This is a genomic window from Polymorphospora sp. NPDC051019 (assembly GCF_040683055.1).
Lineage (GTDB): Bacteria > Actinomycetota > Actinomycetes > Mycobacteriales > Micromonosporaceae > Polymorphospora > Polymorphospora lycopeni.
The window spans coordinates 389750-408125 of record NZ_JBFBCH010000003.1 but is presented as its reverse complement, the minus strand read 5'-3'; the positions used below and the strand labels follow the sequence as shown (position 1 = coordinate 408125).

14 protein-coding genes and 1 pseudogene are annotated in these 18376 nt (G+C 74.1%); 8 read left to right on the top strand and 7 right to left on the bottom strand.

Annotated elements, in window-relative coordinates; genetic code table 11:
* Positions 1-19 precede the first annotated feature (19 nt).
* Positions 20-814, bottom strand: a complete 795-nt coding sequence (locus AB0M79_RS08745) for a site-2 protease family protein (RefSeq protein WP_364209701.1) — start codon at positions 812-814, stop codon at positions 20-22.
* A gap of 5 nt (positions 815-819) precedes the next feature.
* On the bottom strand, positions 820-1020 hold the full coding sequence (locus AB0M79_RS08740) for a hypothetical protein (RefSeq protein WP_364209698.1): 201 nt from the start codon (positions 1018-1020) through the stop codon (positions 820-822).
* Positions 1021-1188: 168 nt separating this feature from the next.
* Between AB0M79_RS08740 and AB0M79_RS08735 the strand changes: the two are divergent.
* A pseudogene (locus AB0M79_RS08735) lies at positions 1189-3222 on the top strand (bifunctional adenosylcobinamide kinase/adenosylcobinamide-phosphate guanylyltransferase); the annotation flags it as partial.
* Between the two features lie 136 nt (positions 3223-3358).
* On the top strand, positions 3359-4129 hold the full coding sequence (cobS, locus tag AB0M79_RS08730) for an adenosylcobinamide-GDP ribazoletransferase (protein WP_364209695.1): 771 nt from the start codon (positions 3359-3361) through the stop codon (positions 4127-4129).
* A gap of 30 nt (positions 4130-4159) precedes the next feature.
* Here the strand turns inward: cobS and gcvT are convergent, their stop codons facing one another.
* Entirely contained in the window at positions 4160-5296 is a 1137-nt protein-coding gene (gene gcvT / locus AB0M79_RS08725; protein WP_364209692.1) for a glycine cleavage system aminomethyltransferase GcvT, read from the bottom strand.
* Positions 5297-5498: 202 nt separating this feature from the next.
* Between gcvT and AB0M79_RS08720 the strand changes: the two genes are divergently transcribed.
* On the top strand, positions 5499-7073 hold the full coding sequence (locus AB0M79_RS08720; protein ID WP_364209689.1) for a leucyl aminopeptidase: 1575 nt from the start codon (positions 5499-5501) through the stop codon (positions 7071-7073).
* A 56-nt stretch (positions 7074-7129) separates the two neighbouring features.
* On the opposite strand, the gene AB0M79_RS08715 is transcribed toward AB0M79_RS08720, so the two are convergent.
* On the bottom strand, positions 7130-7453 hold the full coding sequence (locus AB0M79_RS08715) for a hypothetical protein (RefSeq protein ID WP_364209686.1): 324 nt from the start codon (positions 7451-7453) through the stop codon (positions 7130-7132).
* Positions 7454-7676: 223 nt separating this feature from the next.
* Here AB0M79_RS08715 and lpdA point away from each other — a divergent pair, with 223 nt between their 5' ends.
* The 3 genes from lpdA (at position 7677) to AB0M79_RS08700 (ending at position 12729) form a co-directional block, all read left to right on the top strand.
* On the top strand, positions 7677-9068 hold the full coding sequence (lpdA, locus tag AB0M79_RS08710; RefSeq protein ID WP_364209683.1) for a dihydrolipoyl dehydrogenase: 1392 nt from the start codon (positions 7677-7679) through the stop codon (positions 9066-9068).
* Between the two features lie 71 nt (positions 9069-9139).
* Positions 9140-10936, top strand: a complete 1797-nt coding sequence (sucB, locus tag AB0M79_RS08705; RefSeq protein WP_364209680.1) for a 2-oxoglutarate dehydrogenase, E2 component, dihydrolipoamide succinyltransferase — start codon at positions 9140-9142, stop codon at positions 10934-10936.
* Between the two features lie 890 nt (positions 10937-11826).
* On the top strand, positions 11827-12729 hold the full coding sequence (locus AB0M79_RS08700; protein ID WP_364209677.1) for a TIGR01777 family oxidoreductase: 903 nt from the start codon (positions 11827-11829) through the stop codon (positions 12727-12729).
* Positions 12730-12808: 79 nt separating this feature from the next.
* Here the strand turns inward: AB0M79_RS08700 and AB0M79_RS08695 are convergent, their stop codons facing one another.
* From AB0M79_RS08695 to AB0M79_RS08685, 3 genes are all read right to left on the bottom strand, one after another.
* Positions 12809-14254, bottom strand: coding sequence for a PHB depolymerase family esterase (locus AB0M79_RS08695; RefSeq protein WP_364209674.1), 1446 nt, complete (start codon positions 14252-14254; stop codon positions 12809-12811).
* A gap of 201 nt (positions 14255-14455) precedes the next feature.
* Entirely contained in the window at positions 14456-14848 is a 393-nt protein-coding gene (locus tag AB0M79_RS08690; RefSeq protein ID WP_364209672.1) for an SCO5389 family protein, read from the bottom strand.
* Positions 14849-14960: 112 nt separating this feature from the next.
* A complete protein-coding gene (locus AB0M79_RS08685) occupies positions 14961-15929 on the bottom strand; it encodes an ATP-binding protein (protein ID WP_364209670.1) in 969 nt (322 codons plus the stop codon).
* Between the two features lie 219 nt (positions 15930-16148).
* Between AB0M79_RS08685 and AB0M79_RS08680 the strand changes: the two genes are divergently transcribed.
* Complete coding sequence (locus AB0M79_RS08680; RefSeq protein WP_364209936.1) at positions 16149-17969, top strand: DUF2079 domain-containing protein; 1821 nt, start codon at positions 16149-16151, stop codon at positions 17967-17969.
* Between the two features lie 7 nt (positions 17970-17976).
* Entirely contained in the window at positions 17977-18372 is a 396-nt protein-coding gene (locus AB0M79_RS08675; RefSeq protein ID WP_364209933.1) for an NUDIX domain-containing protein, read from the top strand.
* Positions 18373-18376: the final 4 nt, after the last annotated feature.

The window sequence follows — 18376 nt, the reverse complement described above, 5'->3', positions numbered from 1 at the left end:
CCGGGCCGTCCGGCCCTGGTCAGGACCAGAAACGGATCAGGCGCAGACCCTCGGCGTAGAGCGCCTGGGGCAGGCCGATGAGGTCGCCGACGGCGAAGACGCCGCCGAAGAACCAGGCGTTGACCGTCGGGTTCCACAGCAGACCGAACAGCAGCAGGAACCCGAACGGCGCCATGATGTCGTAGCCGCGCCGCCACTTCGGCGACAGCCACGGCTGCAGGATGTTGCCGCCGTCGAGGCCCGGCACCGGCATCAGGTTGAGCACGCTCGCGGTGAGCTGGAGGAACGCCAGCAGCGCCACCCCGGCCCAGAACTCCAGCCGGGCGCCGACGTCGACGCCGACGGCGAACGGCACGACCAGCGCCAGTGCGAAGACGACGTTGGTCGCCGGGCCGGCGAGGCTGACCAGACTGTGCTTCAGCCGGCCCGGGATGTGGTGCCGGTCGACCCAGACGGCGCCGCCGGGCAGACCGATGCCGCCGAGCAGCACGACGACGACCGGCAGCACGATGGACAGCACCGGATGGCTGTACTTCAGCGGGTTCAGGGTCAGGTAGCCGCGGTGCGCGACGCCGGTGTCGCCGGCCCGGAACGCGACGATCGCGTGCGCGTATTCGTGCAGGCAGAGCGAGACGAGCCAGCCGGACACGACGAAGAGGAAGACGTCGAGCCGTACGTTGCCGAACCCGTTCCAGGCCAGCACCCCGCTGGTGACGAAGAGCGCCACCAGCGCCAGGAAGATCGGGCTGGGCCGGAACGCCTCTCGTGGCACGCCGAGCACGAAGCCCGCGCGACCCGGCTGGTCGTGGCTCACCGCCGCTACTCGGCGGCCGGCTGCAGGCTCATCCGGTATTCGACCCGGTCGTCCTCGACGAGCGTGACCGAGGTGACGCCGCCCGCGGCGAGGTCGGACCAGGTCTGGCCGATCCACGACTCGGCGTCGGCCTGGCTGCCGAACGTCTCGGCCGGCCCGTCCGCCGACTGGCCGTCCGTACCCTCGTACCGCCAGCTCCACGGCATCTCGTGTCTCCCCTCGCCGATTCACGTCCGTCCAGGACGGCCCCAGCCAGCCTAGTCGGCGGGTACGTCGGTCAGCCCGGGGCGGCGTCGCCGCCCCGGTGGCACCGGTCACGTCCGTCGGCCGGTCCGGGGATCACCGGCCCAGGTTCCGGCCTTAAGGTACGGGGCATGTCCGTTGACGGGTTGCACACGGTTCTCGTGCTCGGCGGGATCCGGTCCGGCAAGTCCGAGTTCGCCGAGTCCCTGGTCGCCGACGCGCCGGTGGTCCGCTATGTGGCCACGGCGCCCGAGCTGCGCGACGACCCGGAGTGGACGGCCCGGATCCGGGCGCACCACGAGCGGCGGCCCCGGTCCTGGACGACCGAGGAGGTCGCCGGCAACCCGTCCGAGCTGGCCCGGGTGCTGGGCAGCGCGCCGGCCGGCGAGACGCTGCTCGTCGACGACCTGGGCGGCTGGGTGACGGTGCTGCTGGACCCGGTCCACCAGCCGGCCGACGACCGGGCCACCATCGACGAACTGGCGGTCGCGGTACGCGACTGCGCGGCCCGGTTGGTGTTGGTGAGCCCGGAGGTGGGGCTGTCGCTGGTGCCGGCGAACCCGATCGGGCGGGCGTTCGCCGACGCGCTCGGGTCGACCAACCAGGCCGTCGCGGCGGTCAGCGACGCGGTCGCGCTGGTCGTCGCCGGCCAGCCGACCTGGCTGAAGACGCCCGCCACCGCAACGCCCGCCACCGCCTCGTCCGCCACCACGCCGGCGGCACCGGCCGCGACGCCCACGGCTCCGGCGACGACGGCCACGACGCCGACCACTCCGGCCGGGACCGGCGCCGCGAACGGCCTCGCCCTCGACAAGGTGCCGGCCGGCGGTGCCGCGCGGCCGGCGGCGGTCTCCCCCGAGGTGCTGACGCCGCCGCCCCCGCCGGACGACAGTGCTCCCCCGCTGCCCGCCGACGCCTGGACCGCGCCGACGATGACGCTGCCGGTGGCCTCGACCGGGCTGGTCATCCAGCCCGGCATGGAACTGCCGATGCCCGACGAGTACGCCGGCCCGCAGGCACTCGACCGGCTCGCCGAACTCGACCTGCCCGGCACCGGCCTCGGCAACCTCGAACACGTCGTGAAGTTCGCGGCGGCCACCCAGGGCGTCGCCGTACCCCGGCCCTGGCGCTCGGTGCGCGTGCTGCTGCTGCACGGCGACCACGCCGGGGGCAGCGCCGCCGGCGTACGGCCGGACGAGTCGCGGCGCCGCGCCGACCAGGCCCGGGCCGGCCTCGGCCCGCTCGCCGGGCTGGCCGCCGAACTCGGTGCCGGCCTGCAGGTCGTCGAGGCGCCCGCCGCCGCGCCGATCGAGGACGGGCCGGCCCTGCCGGCCGACGCGGTCGAGACCGCTCTGCGGTACGGCTGGCGGCTCGCCGAGGAGGCCGCCGACGCCGGGGTCGACGTGCTCGTACTCGGCTCCTGCGGCACCGGCACGGACGCCGCCGCGGCGGCGGTGCTGGCGGTCACCACGGGTGCCGAACCGGCGGCCGTGCTTCCCCGCGTGATCACCGCCGGCGGGCAGGTCGACGACGACGCCTGGATGGCGCGGTGCGCGGCCGTCCGCGACGCGCTGCGCCGCGTCCGCGGCGGCGCCCGGGGTGCCAAGGACATGCTCGCCGACGTCGGCGGCGGCGACGTCGCGATCGCCACCGGCGTGCTGCTCGGCGCCACCGCGCGGCGTACGCCGGTGGTCCTCGACGGTCCGATCGGGGTGGCGGCGGCGCTGGTCAGCCGGGATCTCGCCGGCCAGGCCCGGCACTGGTGCCTGCTGGCCGACCACGGCCGGCACCCGGCGGTGCGGCTCGCCGCCGACGTACTCGGCCTCACCCCGCTGCTCGACCTGCGGCTCGATCTCGGCGAGGGCGCGAACGCGCTGGCCGCGCTCCCGCTGCTGCGCTCCGCGCTCACCCTCGCCGGCACGCTGCCGCCCCGCCCCGGGGCCGCCGGACCGGCGGACGCGGCCGACAGCCCGCCGGTCGAGGACGTCGCCGCGCCGCCGCCGGTCGAGGACACCGATTCCGCCCCGCCCGCGCAGGACCGGCCGGCCGGGCCGGTCACCGGCGACGACGACGGCGGGTCCACCGCCCCCGGCCCGGAACCGCGCCAGGACGACGACGAGCGGGAGTTCGTCGAGCCGGAGCCGGCCGGCCCCGGGCCGTCGGCGCCCGCCGACGGCCCGGCGGCGCCCGCCGACTCCCCGCGGCGGTCGGACGACCAGGCCACCCGGCCGGTGGGCCAGGCCGACGGCCGGCACGACGCCGCCCCGTCGGGGGCCGGGACCGCCGGGGAGCCCGCGCACGGTGGCTGACGGGCGGCTCGGGGCCGGGATCCGGCTCGCCGTCACCACGTTCACGGTGCTGCCGGTGCCGGCCGGCCGGATCGACCGGGCCGCGGCCGGCGTCGCGATGGCCGTGGCACCCGCCGTCGGCGCCCTGCTCGGCGTCGTACTCGGCGGGGCCCTGGTCGGGCTGTCGGCGGCCGCCGCCCCGGCCCTGCTCGCCGGCGCGGTCGTGGTCGCGCTGGGCGCCCTGCTCACCCGGGGCCTGCACCTCGACGGGCTGGCCGACACCGTCGACGGGCTGGGGTCGTACCGGGACCGGGCCGGCGCCCTGGAGATCATGAAGAAGCCGGACGTCGGCCCGTTCGGCGTCGCCGCGCTGGTGCTCGTACTCCTGGTGCAGGCCGCCGCGCTGGCGGAGCTGGCCCGGCGGTCGCCGGGCGCGGCCCTGGCCGCCGTGGTCGTGGCGACCGCGACCGGCCGGCTGGCGGTGACCTGGGCCTGCCGCCGGGGCGTGCCGGCGGCCCGCCCGGACGGGATGGGCGCGCTGGTCGCCGGCACCGTCGGCCGGCCGGCGCTGGCCGTCGCGACGGCGGCCGTCGTGCTCGCCGCCGTCGCCGCGGTGCCCGCCCGCCCGTGGCAGGGGCCGGCCGCCGTGCTGGCCGCCCTGGCCGTCGCGGTGCTGCTGGTCGCCCACGCCGTACGCCGGCTCGGTGGGGTGACCGGTGACGTGCTCGGCGCGGCGGTCGAGGCCGGCACCACGGTGGCGTACGCCGGCCTGGTGCTCGGCTGAGGTCCCCCGCGCCGCGGGGACGCGGGCCGGCTAGCGCACCGACGGCTCGACGAACGGCGGACGCACCACCCGCATCGCCGACCGCCGGCCGCGTACGTCGACCTCTACCGTGTCGCCCTCGGCCAGCCCGGCGGCGGTGTCGAGCAGCGCGAGCCCGATCCCGACCCGGCGGGTCGGCGAGAACGTACCGCTGGTCACCTCACCGACGACCGTGTCACCGGCGTGCACCGCCATGTGCGGGCGCGGGATGCCCCGGTCGAGCGCGAGCAGGCCCCACAGGGTCCGGCGCGGCCCCGCCGCCTTCTCGGCGACCAGCGCGTCCCGGCCCCAGAACGCCGGCTTGTCCCAGCCGACCGCCCAGCCCGACCGGGCCTGCACCGGCGTGATCGACAACGAGAGGTCCTGGCCGTGCAGCGGATACCCCATCTCGGTCCGCAGCGTGTCGCGGGCACCGAGCCCGCAGGCCCGGACGTCGTACGACGCACCGGCGTCGAACAGCGCGTCCCACACCGCGACCGCGGCACCGACCGGCACCACCAGTTCGTAGCCGTGCTCGCCGGTGTAGCCGGTGCGGCACACGGTGAGATCCGCCCCGGCCAGCGTCGCCGCCGCGAAGCTCATGTAGTCGTGCCCGGTCGGCAGGTCGAGGGCGGCCAGCAGGTCGGCCGACCGCGGCCCCTGCACGGCGAGGACGGCGTGGTCGAGGTGCTCGTCGGTGACGGTCAGCGTGGGCGGGGCGGCGGCGACCAGCCGGCGGACGACCTCGGCGGTGTTGGCCGCGTTGGGGACGAGGAAGACGTGGTCGTCGGCGTGCAGGTAGGCGATGATGTCGTCGACCACGCCACCGGTCGCCGCGTCGCAGCACAGCGTGTACTGCGCCCGGCCGGGCCCGATCCGGCGCAGGTCGTTGGTCAGGCCGGCGTTGACGAAGTCGGCCGCCCCCGGCCCGGTGATCCGTACCTTGCCCAGGTGCGACACGTCGAAGACCCCGACCGCCTCCCGTACGGCCGCGTGCTCCTTCAGCACGCCGCCGCCGGCGTACTCCAGGGGCATCTCCCAGCCGCCGAAGGCGGCGAACTTGGCGCCGAGCGCGGTGTGCCGGTCGTGCAGGGGTGAGCGGCGCGGCGGGGCGCCGGGGGTGGTGGCGCCGGTCGAGTCGTCGGTCATGGTGGGCAACCTACCCGGCGCCCGCCTGGGGTGCGGTGCCCGTCCCGGCGGCGGCGCACCGCTGACCTGGGTCGCGGCGGTGCGTCGGCGTTCGGACGTACGGGTACCGGGACATGACCGGCGGGAGACGGGTAGGTTGCGCCGGAGACGTTCATCGCCGCGCCGCACACGATGCGGGCGGCCAGGCCGCCGGAGACGCCGAGTGACATCGCCCAACAGCACCACCCTCAGCCTGGTCGACACGGATCCCGCCGAGCTCGCCGTCGACGCGATCGTCATCGGCCTGCACAGCCGGACCGAGCCGGAGGACGGGCCGGCCGGCGCGCTGCTGCTCGCCACCGGTGCCGAGAGCATCGCCGTGGCGTTCGACGGCCGGCTCACCGAGACCCTCGCGCTGCTGGGGGCGACCGGTGCCCCGGGTGAGGTGACCAAGCTGGCGACCCTGGGTACGGTGACGGCTCCGCTGGTCGCGGCCGTCGGCCTCGGCGCCGAGCCGAGCGGCGCGGCGCCGGCACCGGAGACGCTGCGGCGGGCCGCCGGCGCGGCCGTACGGGCCCTGGCCGGCGCGGGCACGGTGGCGCTGGCGCTGCCGCTGCCCGACGACGAGGACGCCCCGCCCGCGCTGCGCGCGGTGACCGAGGGTGCGCTGCTCGGCGGCTACCGGTTCGCCGGCTACAAGACCAAGCCGCAGCCGGGCCGGCGGGACCCGGTCGGGTCGGTGCTCGTGCACGTGCCCGACGCCGCCGACGGGGTGGCGCTCGGCGAGGTGGAGCGGGCGCTCGCGGTCACCGCCGCGGTGGCGCGCAGCCGCGACTGGGTCAACACCGCCCCCAACGAGCTGCGGCCGCCGACGTTCGCCGACGAGGTCGCGGCCGCCGCCGGTGCGGCCGGGCTGACCGTCGAGGTGCTCGACGAGCAGGCGCTGGCGCAGGGCGGCTACGGCGGCATCGTCGCGGTCGGCCAGGGCTCGGAGGCGCCGCCGCGACTGGTGAAGCTGTCGTACGACCCGGACGTGGCGCCGGAGGCCGGGGCGACGCGGCGGGTGGCGCTGGTCGGCAAGGGCATCACCTTCGACACCGGCGGTGTGTCGATCAAGCCGGCCCAGGGCATGTGGGAGATGAAGTCCGACATGGCCGGTGCGGCGGCGGTGGCCGCGACGATGCTGGCCGTGGCGGCGCTGCGCCCGGCGGTGGCGGTGACCGCCTACCTGCCGATGGCGGAGAACATGCCGTCCGGCACCGCCTACCGGCCCGGCGACGTGGTGACGATGTACAACGGCAAGCGGGTCGAGGTGCTCAACACCGACGCCGAGGGGCGGATGGTCCTCGGCGACGCGATGGCCCGCGCGTGCGAGGACGGCGCCGACTACCTGCTGGAGGCGTCGACGCTGACCGGCGGCCAGGTGGTGGCGCTGGGCAAGCGGGTGGCCGGGGTCATGGGCACCCCGGAGCTGTGCGAGCGGGTCCGCACCGCCGGTGACGCGGTCGGCGAGCCGGCCTGGCCGATGCCGCTGCCGGACGACGTACGCAAGGGCATGGACTCCGACGTCGCGGACATCTCGCAGGTCAACGCGGGGATGGACCGGGCCGGCCACATGCTTCAGGGCGGCGTGTTCCTGCGCGAGTTCGTGACCGACGACGTGTCGTGGGCGCACATCGACATCGCGGGGCCGTCCTACCACGCGGGCGAGCCGACCGGCTACTGGACCAAGGGCGGGACCGGGGTGCCGGTGCGTACCCTGCTCGAACTGATCGACGACATCGCCGCCAACGGCTGACGCGGATCACCCGGCCCCGTCGTCGCCACCGACGGCGGGGCCGTACCGTGCGCGGGTCAGCCGTCGGGGCGCCGCTTGCGGCGCTCGTTGAAGTCACGCATCCGCTGTGGATAGCCGACCAGGCGGACGTCGTAGATCGGGATCGCCAGCTTGTGGGCGAGCCGGCGGGCCGCCTCGGGGCTCTCGATCCGGCGCCGGGTCCACTCGCCGTCGTAGGCGATCAACATCACGGTGGTCTCGGTCATCACCGTACGGGGTTCGATGAACGCCTCGACCCCGCGCCTCGACCGGACGAACTCCTCCAGGTGGGAGACGTCCTCGCGTGTCGTCGGCCGATCGCCCGCGCCACCGCTCGCCCGCTTGCGCCGAAACCAGGCCACCCGACATCTCCTCCCCAGGGCTGTCGCGTACGTCACCCGTCGAACGCCCGCCGTGTGGTTCACTTCGGCCGTGCGTGACGACACGGGCAAGCGTACGTCCCCGCGACGTGTCCTTGGGCACCTCGTTACCCGACCTGCCAGCGCAGGTGACAAGATGACCGAGGCGAGTCTGCCCGTTTACACGGATGACCCTCGTAGCAGCGACGCGACCTGGGAGTAAATTGTGAGTGAGCCGAACGGCGGAACCTTCGACGTCGTCATTCTCGGCGGCGGCAGCGGCGGTTACGCGGCCGCACTGCGGGCCGCGCAGCTTGACCTGACGGTCGCGCTGATCGAGAAGGACAAGCTCGGCGGCACCTGCCTGCACCGTGGCTGCATCCCGACCAAGGCCCTCCTGCACGCCGGTGAGGTCGCCGACCAGACCCGCGAGTCCGAGCAGTTCGGCGTCAAGGCGGAGCTGATCGGTGTCGACATGGCCGGCGTCAACGCCTACAAGAACGGCGTCGTCTCCCGGCTCTTCAAGGGCCTGCAGGGCCTGGTGAACGGCTCCAAGAAGATCACCCTGGTCTCCGGTGCCGGCAAGCTGGTCGGGCCGGACACCATCGAGGTCGACGGCGCCCGCTACACCGGCCGCAACATCATCCTGGCCACCGGCTCCTACTCCCGCACGATCCCCGGGTTGGAGATCGACGGCCAGCGGGTCATCACCAGCGAGCACGCCCTCGAACTCGACCGGGTTCCGGCGTCGGCGATCGTGCTGGGCGGCGGCGTCATCGGCGTCGAGTTCGCCAGCGCCTGGAAGTCGTTCGGCGTCGACGTGACCGTCGTCGAGGCGCTGCCCCGCCTGGTGGCCGCCGAGGACGAGGAGTCGTCGAAGGCGCTGGAGCGGGCCTTCCGCAAGCGCGGCATCGGCTTCAAGGTCGGCAAGCCGTTCGAGAAGGTCGAGCACACCGACAGCGGTGTCAAGGTCACCATCGCCGGCGGCGAGGTCCTGGAGGCCGAACTGCTGCTGGTCGCGGTCGGCCGCGGCCCGACGACCGCCAACCTCGGCTACGAGGAGCAGGGCGTCCGCCTCGACCGCGGGTTCGTGCTGACCGACGAGCGGCTGCGCACCGGGGTCGGCAACATCTTCGCCGTCGGCGACATCGTGCCCGGTCTCCAGCTCGCCCACCGCGGCTTCCAGCAGGGCATCTTCGTCGCCGAGGAGATCGCCGGCCTGAACCCGGCGGTCATCGACGAGGACGGCATCCCGCGGGTCACCTACTCCGACCCGGAGCTGGCGTCGGTCGGCCTCACCGAGGCCAAGGCCAAGGAGAAGTACGGGGCCGACAAGGTCAAGACCTACAACTACAACCTCGGCGGCAACGGCAAGAGCCAGATCCTCAAGACCGCGGGCTTCGTCAAGCTCGTACGGGTCGAGGACGGCCCGGTCGTCGGCGTACACATGGTGGGCGCGCGGGTCGGCGAACTGATCGGCGAGGCCCAGCTCATCTTCAACTGGGAGGCCTACCCGGCCGAGGTGGCACAGCTCGTGCACGCCCATCCCACGCAGGGCGAGGCGCTCGGCGAGGCACATCTCGCCCTGGCCGGCAAGCCCCTGCACGCGCACGCCTGACCATCGTCATCCCGCGCCCGGCCAGCCAGGCCGGGCGACCTTCGCACCAGGCCACAAAGGAGTCTTGAGAGATGCCGGTATCGGTCACCATGCCCCGGCTGGGAGAGAGCGTCACCGAAGGCACCGTCACCCGCTGGCTCAAGCAGGAGGGCGACCGGGTCGAGGTCGACGAGCCGCTGCTTGAGGTCTCGACCGACAAGGTCGACACCGAGATCCCGTCCCCCGCGGCGGGCGTGCTCAGCCGGATCGTGGTGAGCGAGGACGAGACCGCCGAGGTCGGCAGCGAACTCGCGGTGATCGCCGGCGAGGACGAGGCCGGCGGTGCCGGGGAGCAGCCGGCCGCGCAGGAGCCGAAGGCCGAGGAGCCGGCCGCCGAGGAGCCGGCCGCCGAGCAGCCGTCGACCGAGGCGGAGAAGCCGGCGCCGGCGCCGGCCGCCGAGGAGAAGCCGGCCGCGCAGGCCGGCGGGGAGACCACGGTCGTCCGGATGCCGGCGCTCGGTGAGAGCGTCACCGAGGGCACCGTGACCCGCTGGCTGAAGGAGGTCGGCGAGCAGATCGAGGCCGACGAGCCGCTGCTCGAGGTCTCGACCGACAAGGTCGACACCGAGATCCCGTCGCCGGCGGCGGGCACGCTGCTGGAGATCAAGGTTCCGCAGGACGAGACGGCCGACGTCGGCGCGGAGCTGGCCGTGATCGGTGCGGCCGGTGCCGCCCCGTCCGGCGGCGAACCGTCCGGCGGCGCGCCGGCCGCGCAGCCGGAGGAGCCGACCGCGGGTGCGTCGTACGCCTCGCCCGCCCCGGAGGCGGAGAAGGCGGCGGAGCCGGCAAAGGCCGAGCAGGCCGCCCAGCCCGCGCCGCCGAAGCCGGCCGCTCCGGCGCCGGCACAGGCTGCCCCGGCACAGGCGAACGGTGCCGCCGAGGGTGGCTACGTGACCCCGCTGGTCCGCAAGCTCGCCGCCGAGCACGGCGTCGACCTGGCGTCGCTGTCCGGCACCGGGGTCGGTGGCCGGATCCGTAAGCAGGACGTGCTCGACGCGGCCGAGAAGGCCAAGGCGGCCGCCGCCCAGCCGGCTCCCGCCCCGGCCGAGGCCAAGCCGGCCGCCGCCGCCGCGAAGCCGGCGCCGAAGGCCGAGCCGAGCCCGCTGCGCGGCCGTACGGAGAAGATCAGCCGGACCCGCGCGGTGATCGCCAAGCGGATGTTCGAGTCGCTCCAGACGTCGGCACAGCTCACCACGGTGGTCGAGGTCGACGTGACCAAGATCGCCAAGCTGCGCCAGCAGGCCAAGAACGACTTCCAGCAGAAGAACGGCGTCAAGCTGTCCTTCCTGCCGTTCTTCGCCCTCGCCGCGATCGAGGCGCTGCGGACGTACCCGGTGGTCAACGCGCGGCTCGACCTCGACGCCGGGACGATCACCTACCCGGACGGCGAGCACCTGGGCATCGCGGTCGACACCGAGAAGGGCCTGCTGGTCCCGGTGATCCGCGACGCCGGTGACCTCAACCTGGCCGGCCTGGCGCGTCGGGTCGCCGATGTCGCCGAGCGCACCCGCAGCAACAAGATCGGGCCTGACGAGCTCTCCGGCGCCACCTTCACGCTGACCAACACCGGCAGCCGGGGCGCCCTGTTCGACACCCCGATCGTGCCGTCGCCGCAGGCCGCCATCCTCGGCACCGGCGCGGTCGTGAAGCGGGCGGTCGTGGTCGACGACCCCGACCTGGGCGAGCTGATCGTGCCGCGCTCGATGATCTACCTGGCCCTGTCGTACGACCACCGGCTGGTCGACGGCGCCGACGCCGCCCGCTTCCTCAGCGCGATCAAGGAGCGGCTGGAGGCCGGCAACTTCGAGTCCGAACTGGGCCTGGCCTAAGCGTCTTGTCCAAGGGTGGGGCGGGCCAGCGATGCTGGCCCGCCCCACCCTTTTCCCCACCAAGATCCGCATGATCAGGGAGTACGTCGAGCGTGTCGTCGGCGTGCCGGAGTGCAAACTCCCTGATCACGCGGATCTTGCGTGGAAGCCACTGGGATGACGGCGCCCTGCGGCGGGACGGCGCCGTGATCGTCTGCTGTTCAGGCGCTCCTGGTACGGCGTGTCGAGTGCCTGAACAGCAGACGATCAACGCCGGTGGCCGGCTCGGCTCCGGGCGGAAACTCAACGGCCGGCTCGGCGCCCAGCGGAAGGCCAACGGCCCGCTCCGCCATGGTCGACGGGATGCCGCTGTCGCGGTCCACAGCGAATTCGGCGTATCCACATCGAATTCGCTGTGGGGTTCACCGGTCATCCCTCCTCCCGAGTCGCCGCCCCACGAAGTCCACGGGAACGCCGGTGATCGGTCGGCACACAGGCCAGCCGTCCGCCAGCCCCGGCCAGCCCCAGCGGATCAGCCCCAGCGGCGAGCCTTCGACCGCCGCTCGACCAGTGCACCGCCCGCGATTGGCCCCGGCTCCCGTACCGCCCGTGCTTCGCCTTGGCCCCGCACCGCCGCCCCCGGCGCGCCCCACATGCCTGCTCCACACCACCCCTGCTCCACACCACCCCTACTCCACACCGCCCCTGGTGCACTCGCCCCCGCCCGCCCTAACCCGCACCACCCCGGCGCACCGCCCCGGTCCGCATCGCCCCGGCGCGCCTCACCACCGTCGGCGCACGACACGCTCCCAAGATCCCGGTGATCAGGGAGATACGGGCACGACGCGCCGATGACACGCTCGACGTACTCCCTGATCACGCGGATCTAGGGTTTCCGCGAAGATGGACGCATGCGGATTCTGATCGCCGGCTCGTCCGGCTTCCTGGGCAGCCGGCTGGTCGCGCACCTCACCGACGAGGGGCACGAGATGCTCCGGCTCGTCCGCCGGGAGCCGCGCGGACCGGGCGAGGTCCGCTGGAACCCGTCGGCCGGGGAACTCGACCGGGCCGTACTCGCCGGTGTCGACGCGGTGGTCAACCTGGCCGGCGCCGGCGTCGGTGACCGGCGCTGGACCGACGCGTACAAGTCTCTGATCCGGTCCAGCCGGGTCGACACCACCTCGACGCTGAGCCGGGCGGTCGCCGCCCTGCCGGCCACCGACCGCCCGAGGGTGCTGCTCAACGCCTCGGCCGTCGGCTGGTACGGCGACACCGGCGACGAGCGGGTCGAGGAGGACGCGCCGGCCGGTGAGGGCTACCTGGCCGACGTGTGCCGGGTCTGGGAGGCGGCCACCGGCCCGGCGGAGAATGCCGGGGTACGGGTGGTCCGGCTGCGTACCGGCTATCCGCTGCACCGCGACGGCGGTTTCATCAAGCCGCAGTTGCTGCCGTTCAAGGCGGGTATCGGGGGCCGGTTCGGCAGCGGCCGGCAGTGGGTGCCGTGGATCTCGCTCCACGACTGGCTGTGGGCGGTCTCGTTCCTGCTCGACCGTGACGATCTCGCCGGCCCGGTCAACCTGGTCGGCCCGGCACCGGTGACCAACGCGGAGTTCACCGACGTCTTCGCCGCCCAGCTGCACCGGCCGGCGATCCTGCCGATTCCCGCGTTCGGGCTGCGGATCGTGCTGGGCGAGTTCGCGACCGAGGCGCTGAGCAGTGCCCGGGTGTTGCCGGGGGTGCTGTCCGGCGCCGGCTTCGAGTTCCGCCACCGGACGCTGCCGGAGGCGATGCGGGCCGCGTTCCCCGAGCCATGATCCGCGTGATCAGGGGATATTGACCGCGCCGCGCCGACGACACACGCGACTTGGTCCCTGATCACGCGGATCATGGGGGTCAGCAGCCGATTACCCAGGTCTGGGGGGCGGTCTGCTTCAGGGCGGTGGTGTGGAAGGTGTTGTAGAGGCCCATCCGCTGGGCGGAGCCGAGGGCGTACGCGTACCCGCCGGAGTGGTAGGCACGGCCGGCCTGGACGTGCGCGTAGTTGCTGGCGGTGACGCAGACCGGGGCCGTACCGCCGGTGGTGGCCGACACCGGCGCGGAGCGGGCGCCCTCGCAGCCGGCGTTGAGCGCGCTGACCGCGTACGTGTAGGTGGTGGCCGCCGCCAGGCCGGAGTCGACGTAGGTGGAAGCCGAGATGGGGCTCGCCGTCACCCGGGTGCCGCCCCGGTAGACGTGGTAGCCGGTGGCGCCGGCCACCGCGGTCCAGCCCAGGGACACCGAGGCGGCGGTGGTGCCGGTGACCCTGAGTCCGGTCGGCGCGGCCGGGGCGCCGGGGTTGCCGGGTCCGCCGGGTCCCCCGCCGCCGTCGAGGCCGAAGAAGAGCGCGTCCCGGTACGCGGAGCAGATCGTGTCGAGGAAGTACGCCCCGGCGGTGCCGCACTGGTCGGCGCCGCTGCCCGGGTCGACCGGGGTGCCGTGCCCCATCCCCGCGACCTTGTAGAGGCGCACCTGGTCGGCGCCGTACGTTTCCAGGGTGGTGCCGGCGGGCAGCGTGGCCGTGCTGGTCGGGGTCTGCGGTACGCCGAGCACGTCGGTGAACTGGTCGCGCAGCGCGGTGCCGTTGGCCGGTACGACGACGGCGTCGGACTGGCCGTGCCAGATCGCGACCTTCGGCCGGGCGCCGGTGTGGCCGGGATGGGCGGCGCGGACCAGGTCGCCCCACTGGCGCGGGGTCTTGGCGACCGCGGTGTACATGCAGGTGTACGCGTTGACCTGGGAGGTCGCGCAGCGGTACGGGATGCCGGCGACGACGGAGCCGGCCGCGAACACGTCGGGGTAGGTGGCGAGCATCGTGGCGGCCATCGCGCCGCCGGCGGACAGCCCGGTGACGTGGACGCGGGCCCGGTCGCTGCCGAAGTTGGCGACCGCGTGGTCGACCATCTGCTTGATGGACAGCGGTTCGCCCTGGCCACGCGCGGTGTCGCCGGTCAGGAACCAGTTGAAGCAGGCGTTGGCGGCGTTGGCCGAGGTGGTCTGCGGGTAGACGACGGCGAAGCCCCACTGGTCGGCGTACTTCTGCCAGCCGGAGTTGGCGTGGTAGGCGGCGGCGTTCTGGGTGCAGCCGTGCAGGGCGACGACGAGCGGCGCGCCGGTGGGCAGGCCGTCGGGCCGGTAGGCGTACATGGACAGGTTGCCCGGGTTGGAGCCGAACCCGGTGATCTGGGTGAGGGTGGCGGCCCGGGCCGGCGTCGCGACGGCGAGCACGGTCGCGGCGGCGACCAGCGCGACGGTGAGGGCGCGGGCGAGCCGGTGGGGTGGCGCGGTGGCGGGACGGCGCACGACGGCCTCCTGACAATCGACTGTGGGCTGAGTCACTCCCGATTGCCAGGAAGTTACGGGTCGATGTCAGAAAAATGACATAGCCGACGATCACACATTTACCGGCACCACTGTGTGGGCGCCGGCCCGGCGGCCTGGACGCGACCCCGGGCCGCCGGCCGACCGCCCGCGGGCACCGGGGTCCGCGGGCGGTGGCAACGGTCAGCAGTCGCGCAGTTCCGGCGACTGGTTGCGGATCTGGCCGACCGGCGAGACGAACCGCCGGTACACCTCACCGCCGACCGCCGCCGGCCGGAACGCGGCGACCCGGTGGCAGTTCTGGAACGCGAGCCGGACCCCGAAGTGGCGCTCCAGCCCACCGCGGATCGCGTCGCTGGCCAGCGCCCGCAGCAACTGGCCGCGCTCGGCCTCGCCGGGCGGCGGCACCGCGTGGTCGGCGAAGTCGGCGGTGCCGGCCGTCGCGCGGGCGGCCACGTCGGACACCACCGTCCACGCGTACGGCAGCGAGTGGCGTACGCAGTCGACGAACTCGGCGTCGTCGACCTCACCGGTGGCGGCCCGCGAGAGCAGGGCGGCGGGTACGTCGAGGGACATGGGAACTCCTTCTTCTGACGGAAAACGGGCCGGCGCCGGGTCCGGCGGCCGGCGACGGTTCAGCGGCCGGGGACGGCCAGCGGGCAGGAAAGACCCAGCGGACGGGGACAGTTCAGCGGGCGGCCCGGACCAGCGGGTCGGGTCCGAGCACGAAGGCCGGGTCGACCTGCCGGGCGAGGTCCTCGCCGACCTTGTCGTTGGCCCAGGCGTTGGCGTTGCGCAGGTGGAACTCCACCGCCTGCCGGGTGTAGGTGGCCCAGTCCTTGGGGGCCGCGTCGGCGGTCTCCCGCAGCACCTCCAGGGCCCGCCGGTTCGCCGGTTCGAGCGCGTCGACGGGGCGCACCTCGCCGCGCTCGGCCGCCTTGACGTAGGCGGAGCGGCCGATCCAGGTGAGCAGGTCGTCGCCGACGTGTTCGCGCAGGAACGCCACGTCGGACTCGTCGTCGACCTTGTTGCCGACCACGTGCACGCGTACGCCGAAGTCGCGGGCGTGGCCGACGTACTGCCGGTAGACGCCGACGCTGCGCACGGTGGGCTCGCAGACCAGGAACGTGGCGTCGAAGCGGGTGAACAGGCCGGAGGCGAACGAGTCGGCGCCGGCGGTCATGTCGACCACGACGTACTCGCCGGGGCCGTCGACGAGGTGGTTGAGCATCAGCTCGACCGCGCCGACCTTGGAGTGGTAGCAGGCGACGCCGAGGTCGGCGGTGGCGAACGGTCCGGTGACCGCGAGGCGTACGCCGCCGACCTCGCGCACCAGGGCGTCGTAGACGGGGTTGGGGCCGGCGACGGTCAGCAGCCGGGAGCCGCCGCCGGGCGGGGTGGTCTTGACCATGGTGGCGGCGGAACTGATCCGGGGGTTGTCGCCGCGCAGGTGCTCCTTGATGTCGGCGAGGTGGTCGCCGAGCGCGGGCAGCATGACGGCCTCCTCGTCGCTGGCGCCCAGCGCCACGGCGAGGTGCTGGTTGATGTCGGCGTCGATGGCGAGCAGCGGGGCCGGCAGGGCGGCGAGGTGGCGGGCGAAGAGGCCGGCGAGCGTGGTCTTGCCGCTGCCGCCCTTGCCGACGAACGAGATCTTCACAGGTACGGGTCTCCCGGAACGTTGATACACGGTCAATTGAATTGATAGTCATTTCCAATAACGCGGTCAAGGTTACCCACGAACCGGGCGTGTCGGGCGCTTCTTGGTAACCTGCGGCCCGTGCCGATCGCTCCCACCCCGGTCACCGCGCCCCAGCCGGACGACACCGCCCGCCCGGCCCCCGACCAGACCGCCCCGGCCGCCGGCCGCCGTGCCGGGCTGCGGGCCGACCTGCTCTTCGCCGCCGTCGCGATCGGCCTGGCCGCGTTCGTGACCAGCGGCCTGTGGACCGACCTCGGCCGGCGGTCACTCGCCGCGAGCACCAGCGACCAGACGTTCTTCGAATGGCTGCTCGCCTACGGCCCGTACGCCCTCACCCACGGCCAGGACCCGCTCTTCGCCGACCTGCTCAACGTCCCGTACGGCGTCAACCTCGGGATGAACACCTCGATCACCGTGATCGCGATCCTTTTCGCCCCGGTGACGTGGTTGTTCGGCGCGACGGCCGCCTACGTCACGGTGCTCACCGGCAACCTGGCCGCCAGCGCCTTCGCCTGGTACTGGGTGCTCTCCCGGCACCTGGTCCGGTCCCGGCTCGCGGCGGCCGTCGGCGGCCTGCTCGCCGGCTTCGCCCCCGGCCTGGTGTCGCACGCCAACGGGCACCTCAACTGGACCGCCGGCTGGCTGGTGCCGCTCATCGTGTGGCAGGTGCTGCGGCTGCGCCAGCCCGGCCGCTGGCTGCGCAACGGTGTCGTCCTCGGCCTGCTGGTCGCCGCCGGCTTCTCCATCGCCGCCGAGGCCCTCTTCTTCACCGCCATCGCCTGCGGGATCTTCCTCGGCACCTGGGCACTGTCGCGGGCCGTGCGCGCCGAGGCCCGCGCCGCGCTGCCGCCCCTGCTGCGCGGGCTCGCCGTCACCGCCGTGACGTCCGCGGCCCTGCTCGCCTATCCGCTGTGGCTGCACTTCGCGGGGCCGCAGCGCTTCCACGGCACCGGGTACGACGCGGTCATCCACGCCGAGGACCTCGCCGGGTACGCGGCGTACCCGATCCGGTCGCTGGCCGGCGTGCTCGGCCTCGACACCGAACTGGCCGCCAACCCGACCGAGGAGAACTCGTTCCTCGGCGCCGGCCTGCTGGTCCTGGCCGTCGTCTGCCTCGTCACGCTGTGGCGGCGGGCCGACCCCGGACGGCGGGCCACCCTGCGGGCCCTCGCGGTCACCGGCGGGGTGTTCGCCGTGCTGTCGCTCGGCCCCAAGCTCAAGATCATGGGTACGGTCACCGGGATCCCGCTGCCGTACGCGCTGCTGGACGACGTACCGCTGTTCGACGCCGCGCTGCCCAGCCGGCTGGCGCTGGCGGTCGCGCCGATCTTCGCCGTACTGCTCGCCCTCACCGTCGACCGGCTCACCGGGCGCCAGCCGGCCGTCGACACCGGCGCGGACGCCCCCGCCCTGGACGCCCCCGCCACGGCGGGTGGCGGGCGGTCCCGGGCGGTCACCACGGCGTGGATCGCCGGCTTCGCCGCCGCACTGCTCCCGCTGACGCCGATGCCGCTGCTGACCGTCGACCGGCAACCGGTACCCGCGTTCATCACCTCCGGCGCGTGGCGCGACCACGTCTCTCCCGGCGGGGTGCTCGTGCCCGTCCCGCTGACCCTCGACATCACCCCGGACGCGCAGCGCTGGCAGGCGTACGCGCTGGCGCACCGGCAGGGCGAGTTCAGGCTGCCGAGCGGCTACTTCCTCGGCCCGGGCGGCCCGGACGGCCGGGGCCGGATCGGACCGCTGCCCCGCTTCACCGACGGGCTGCTGCTGGAGGTGGCCCGGACCGGGAAGGTGCCGCCGATCGGCGCGGCCGAGCGGGCCGGCGTACGCGCCGACCTCGACTACTGGGACGCCGAGGCGGTGGTCCTGGCCGACCACGTGTTCGGCACCGCGTGGCCGGTACGGCAGGACGCGCTGCTGGAGCTGATGACCGAACTGCTCGGCCCGCCGGAACGCGTCGAGGACGTCTGGCTCTGGCAGCCGACCGATGGCTGAGGCACCCGTGGGCGTCATCGACAAGCTCGCCTGGATCCGGGTCACGGACGGCCGGATCCTGAGCGCCCGCTCGTACGGCAGGGACACCTACTACCTGCCCGGTGGCAAGCGGGAGGCCGGCGAGTCCGACCACGAGGCCCTGAAACGCGAGGTCGTCGAGGAACTGCGGGTGGAGCTGGTCGACGGCACGATCGAACCGGCCGGGGTGTTCGAGGCGCAGGCCCATGGCCATCCGGACGGTGTGACGGTGCGGATGACGTGCTACCGGGCCGACTACCGGGGCACCCTGGCGCCCGGGGCGGAGATCGAGGAGATCCGCTGGCTGACGTACGCCGACCGGGAGCGGTCGTCCATGGTGGACAAACTGATCTTCGACTGGCTGCGCGGCCGGGGCGAGTTGTAGCCGG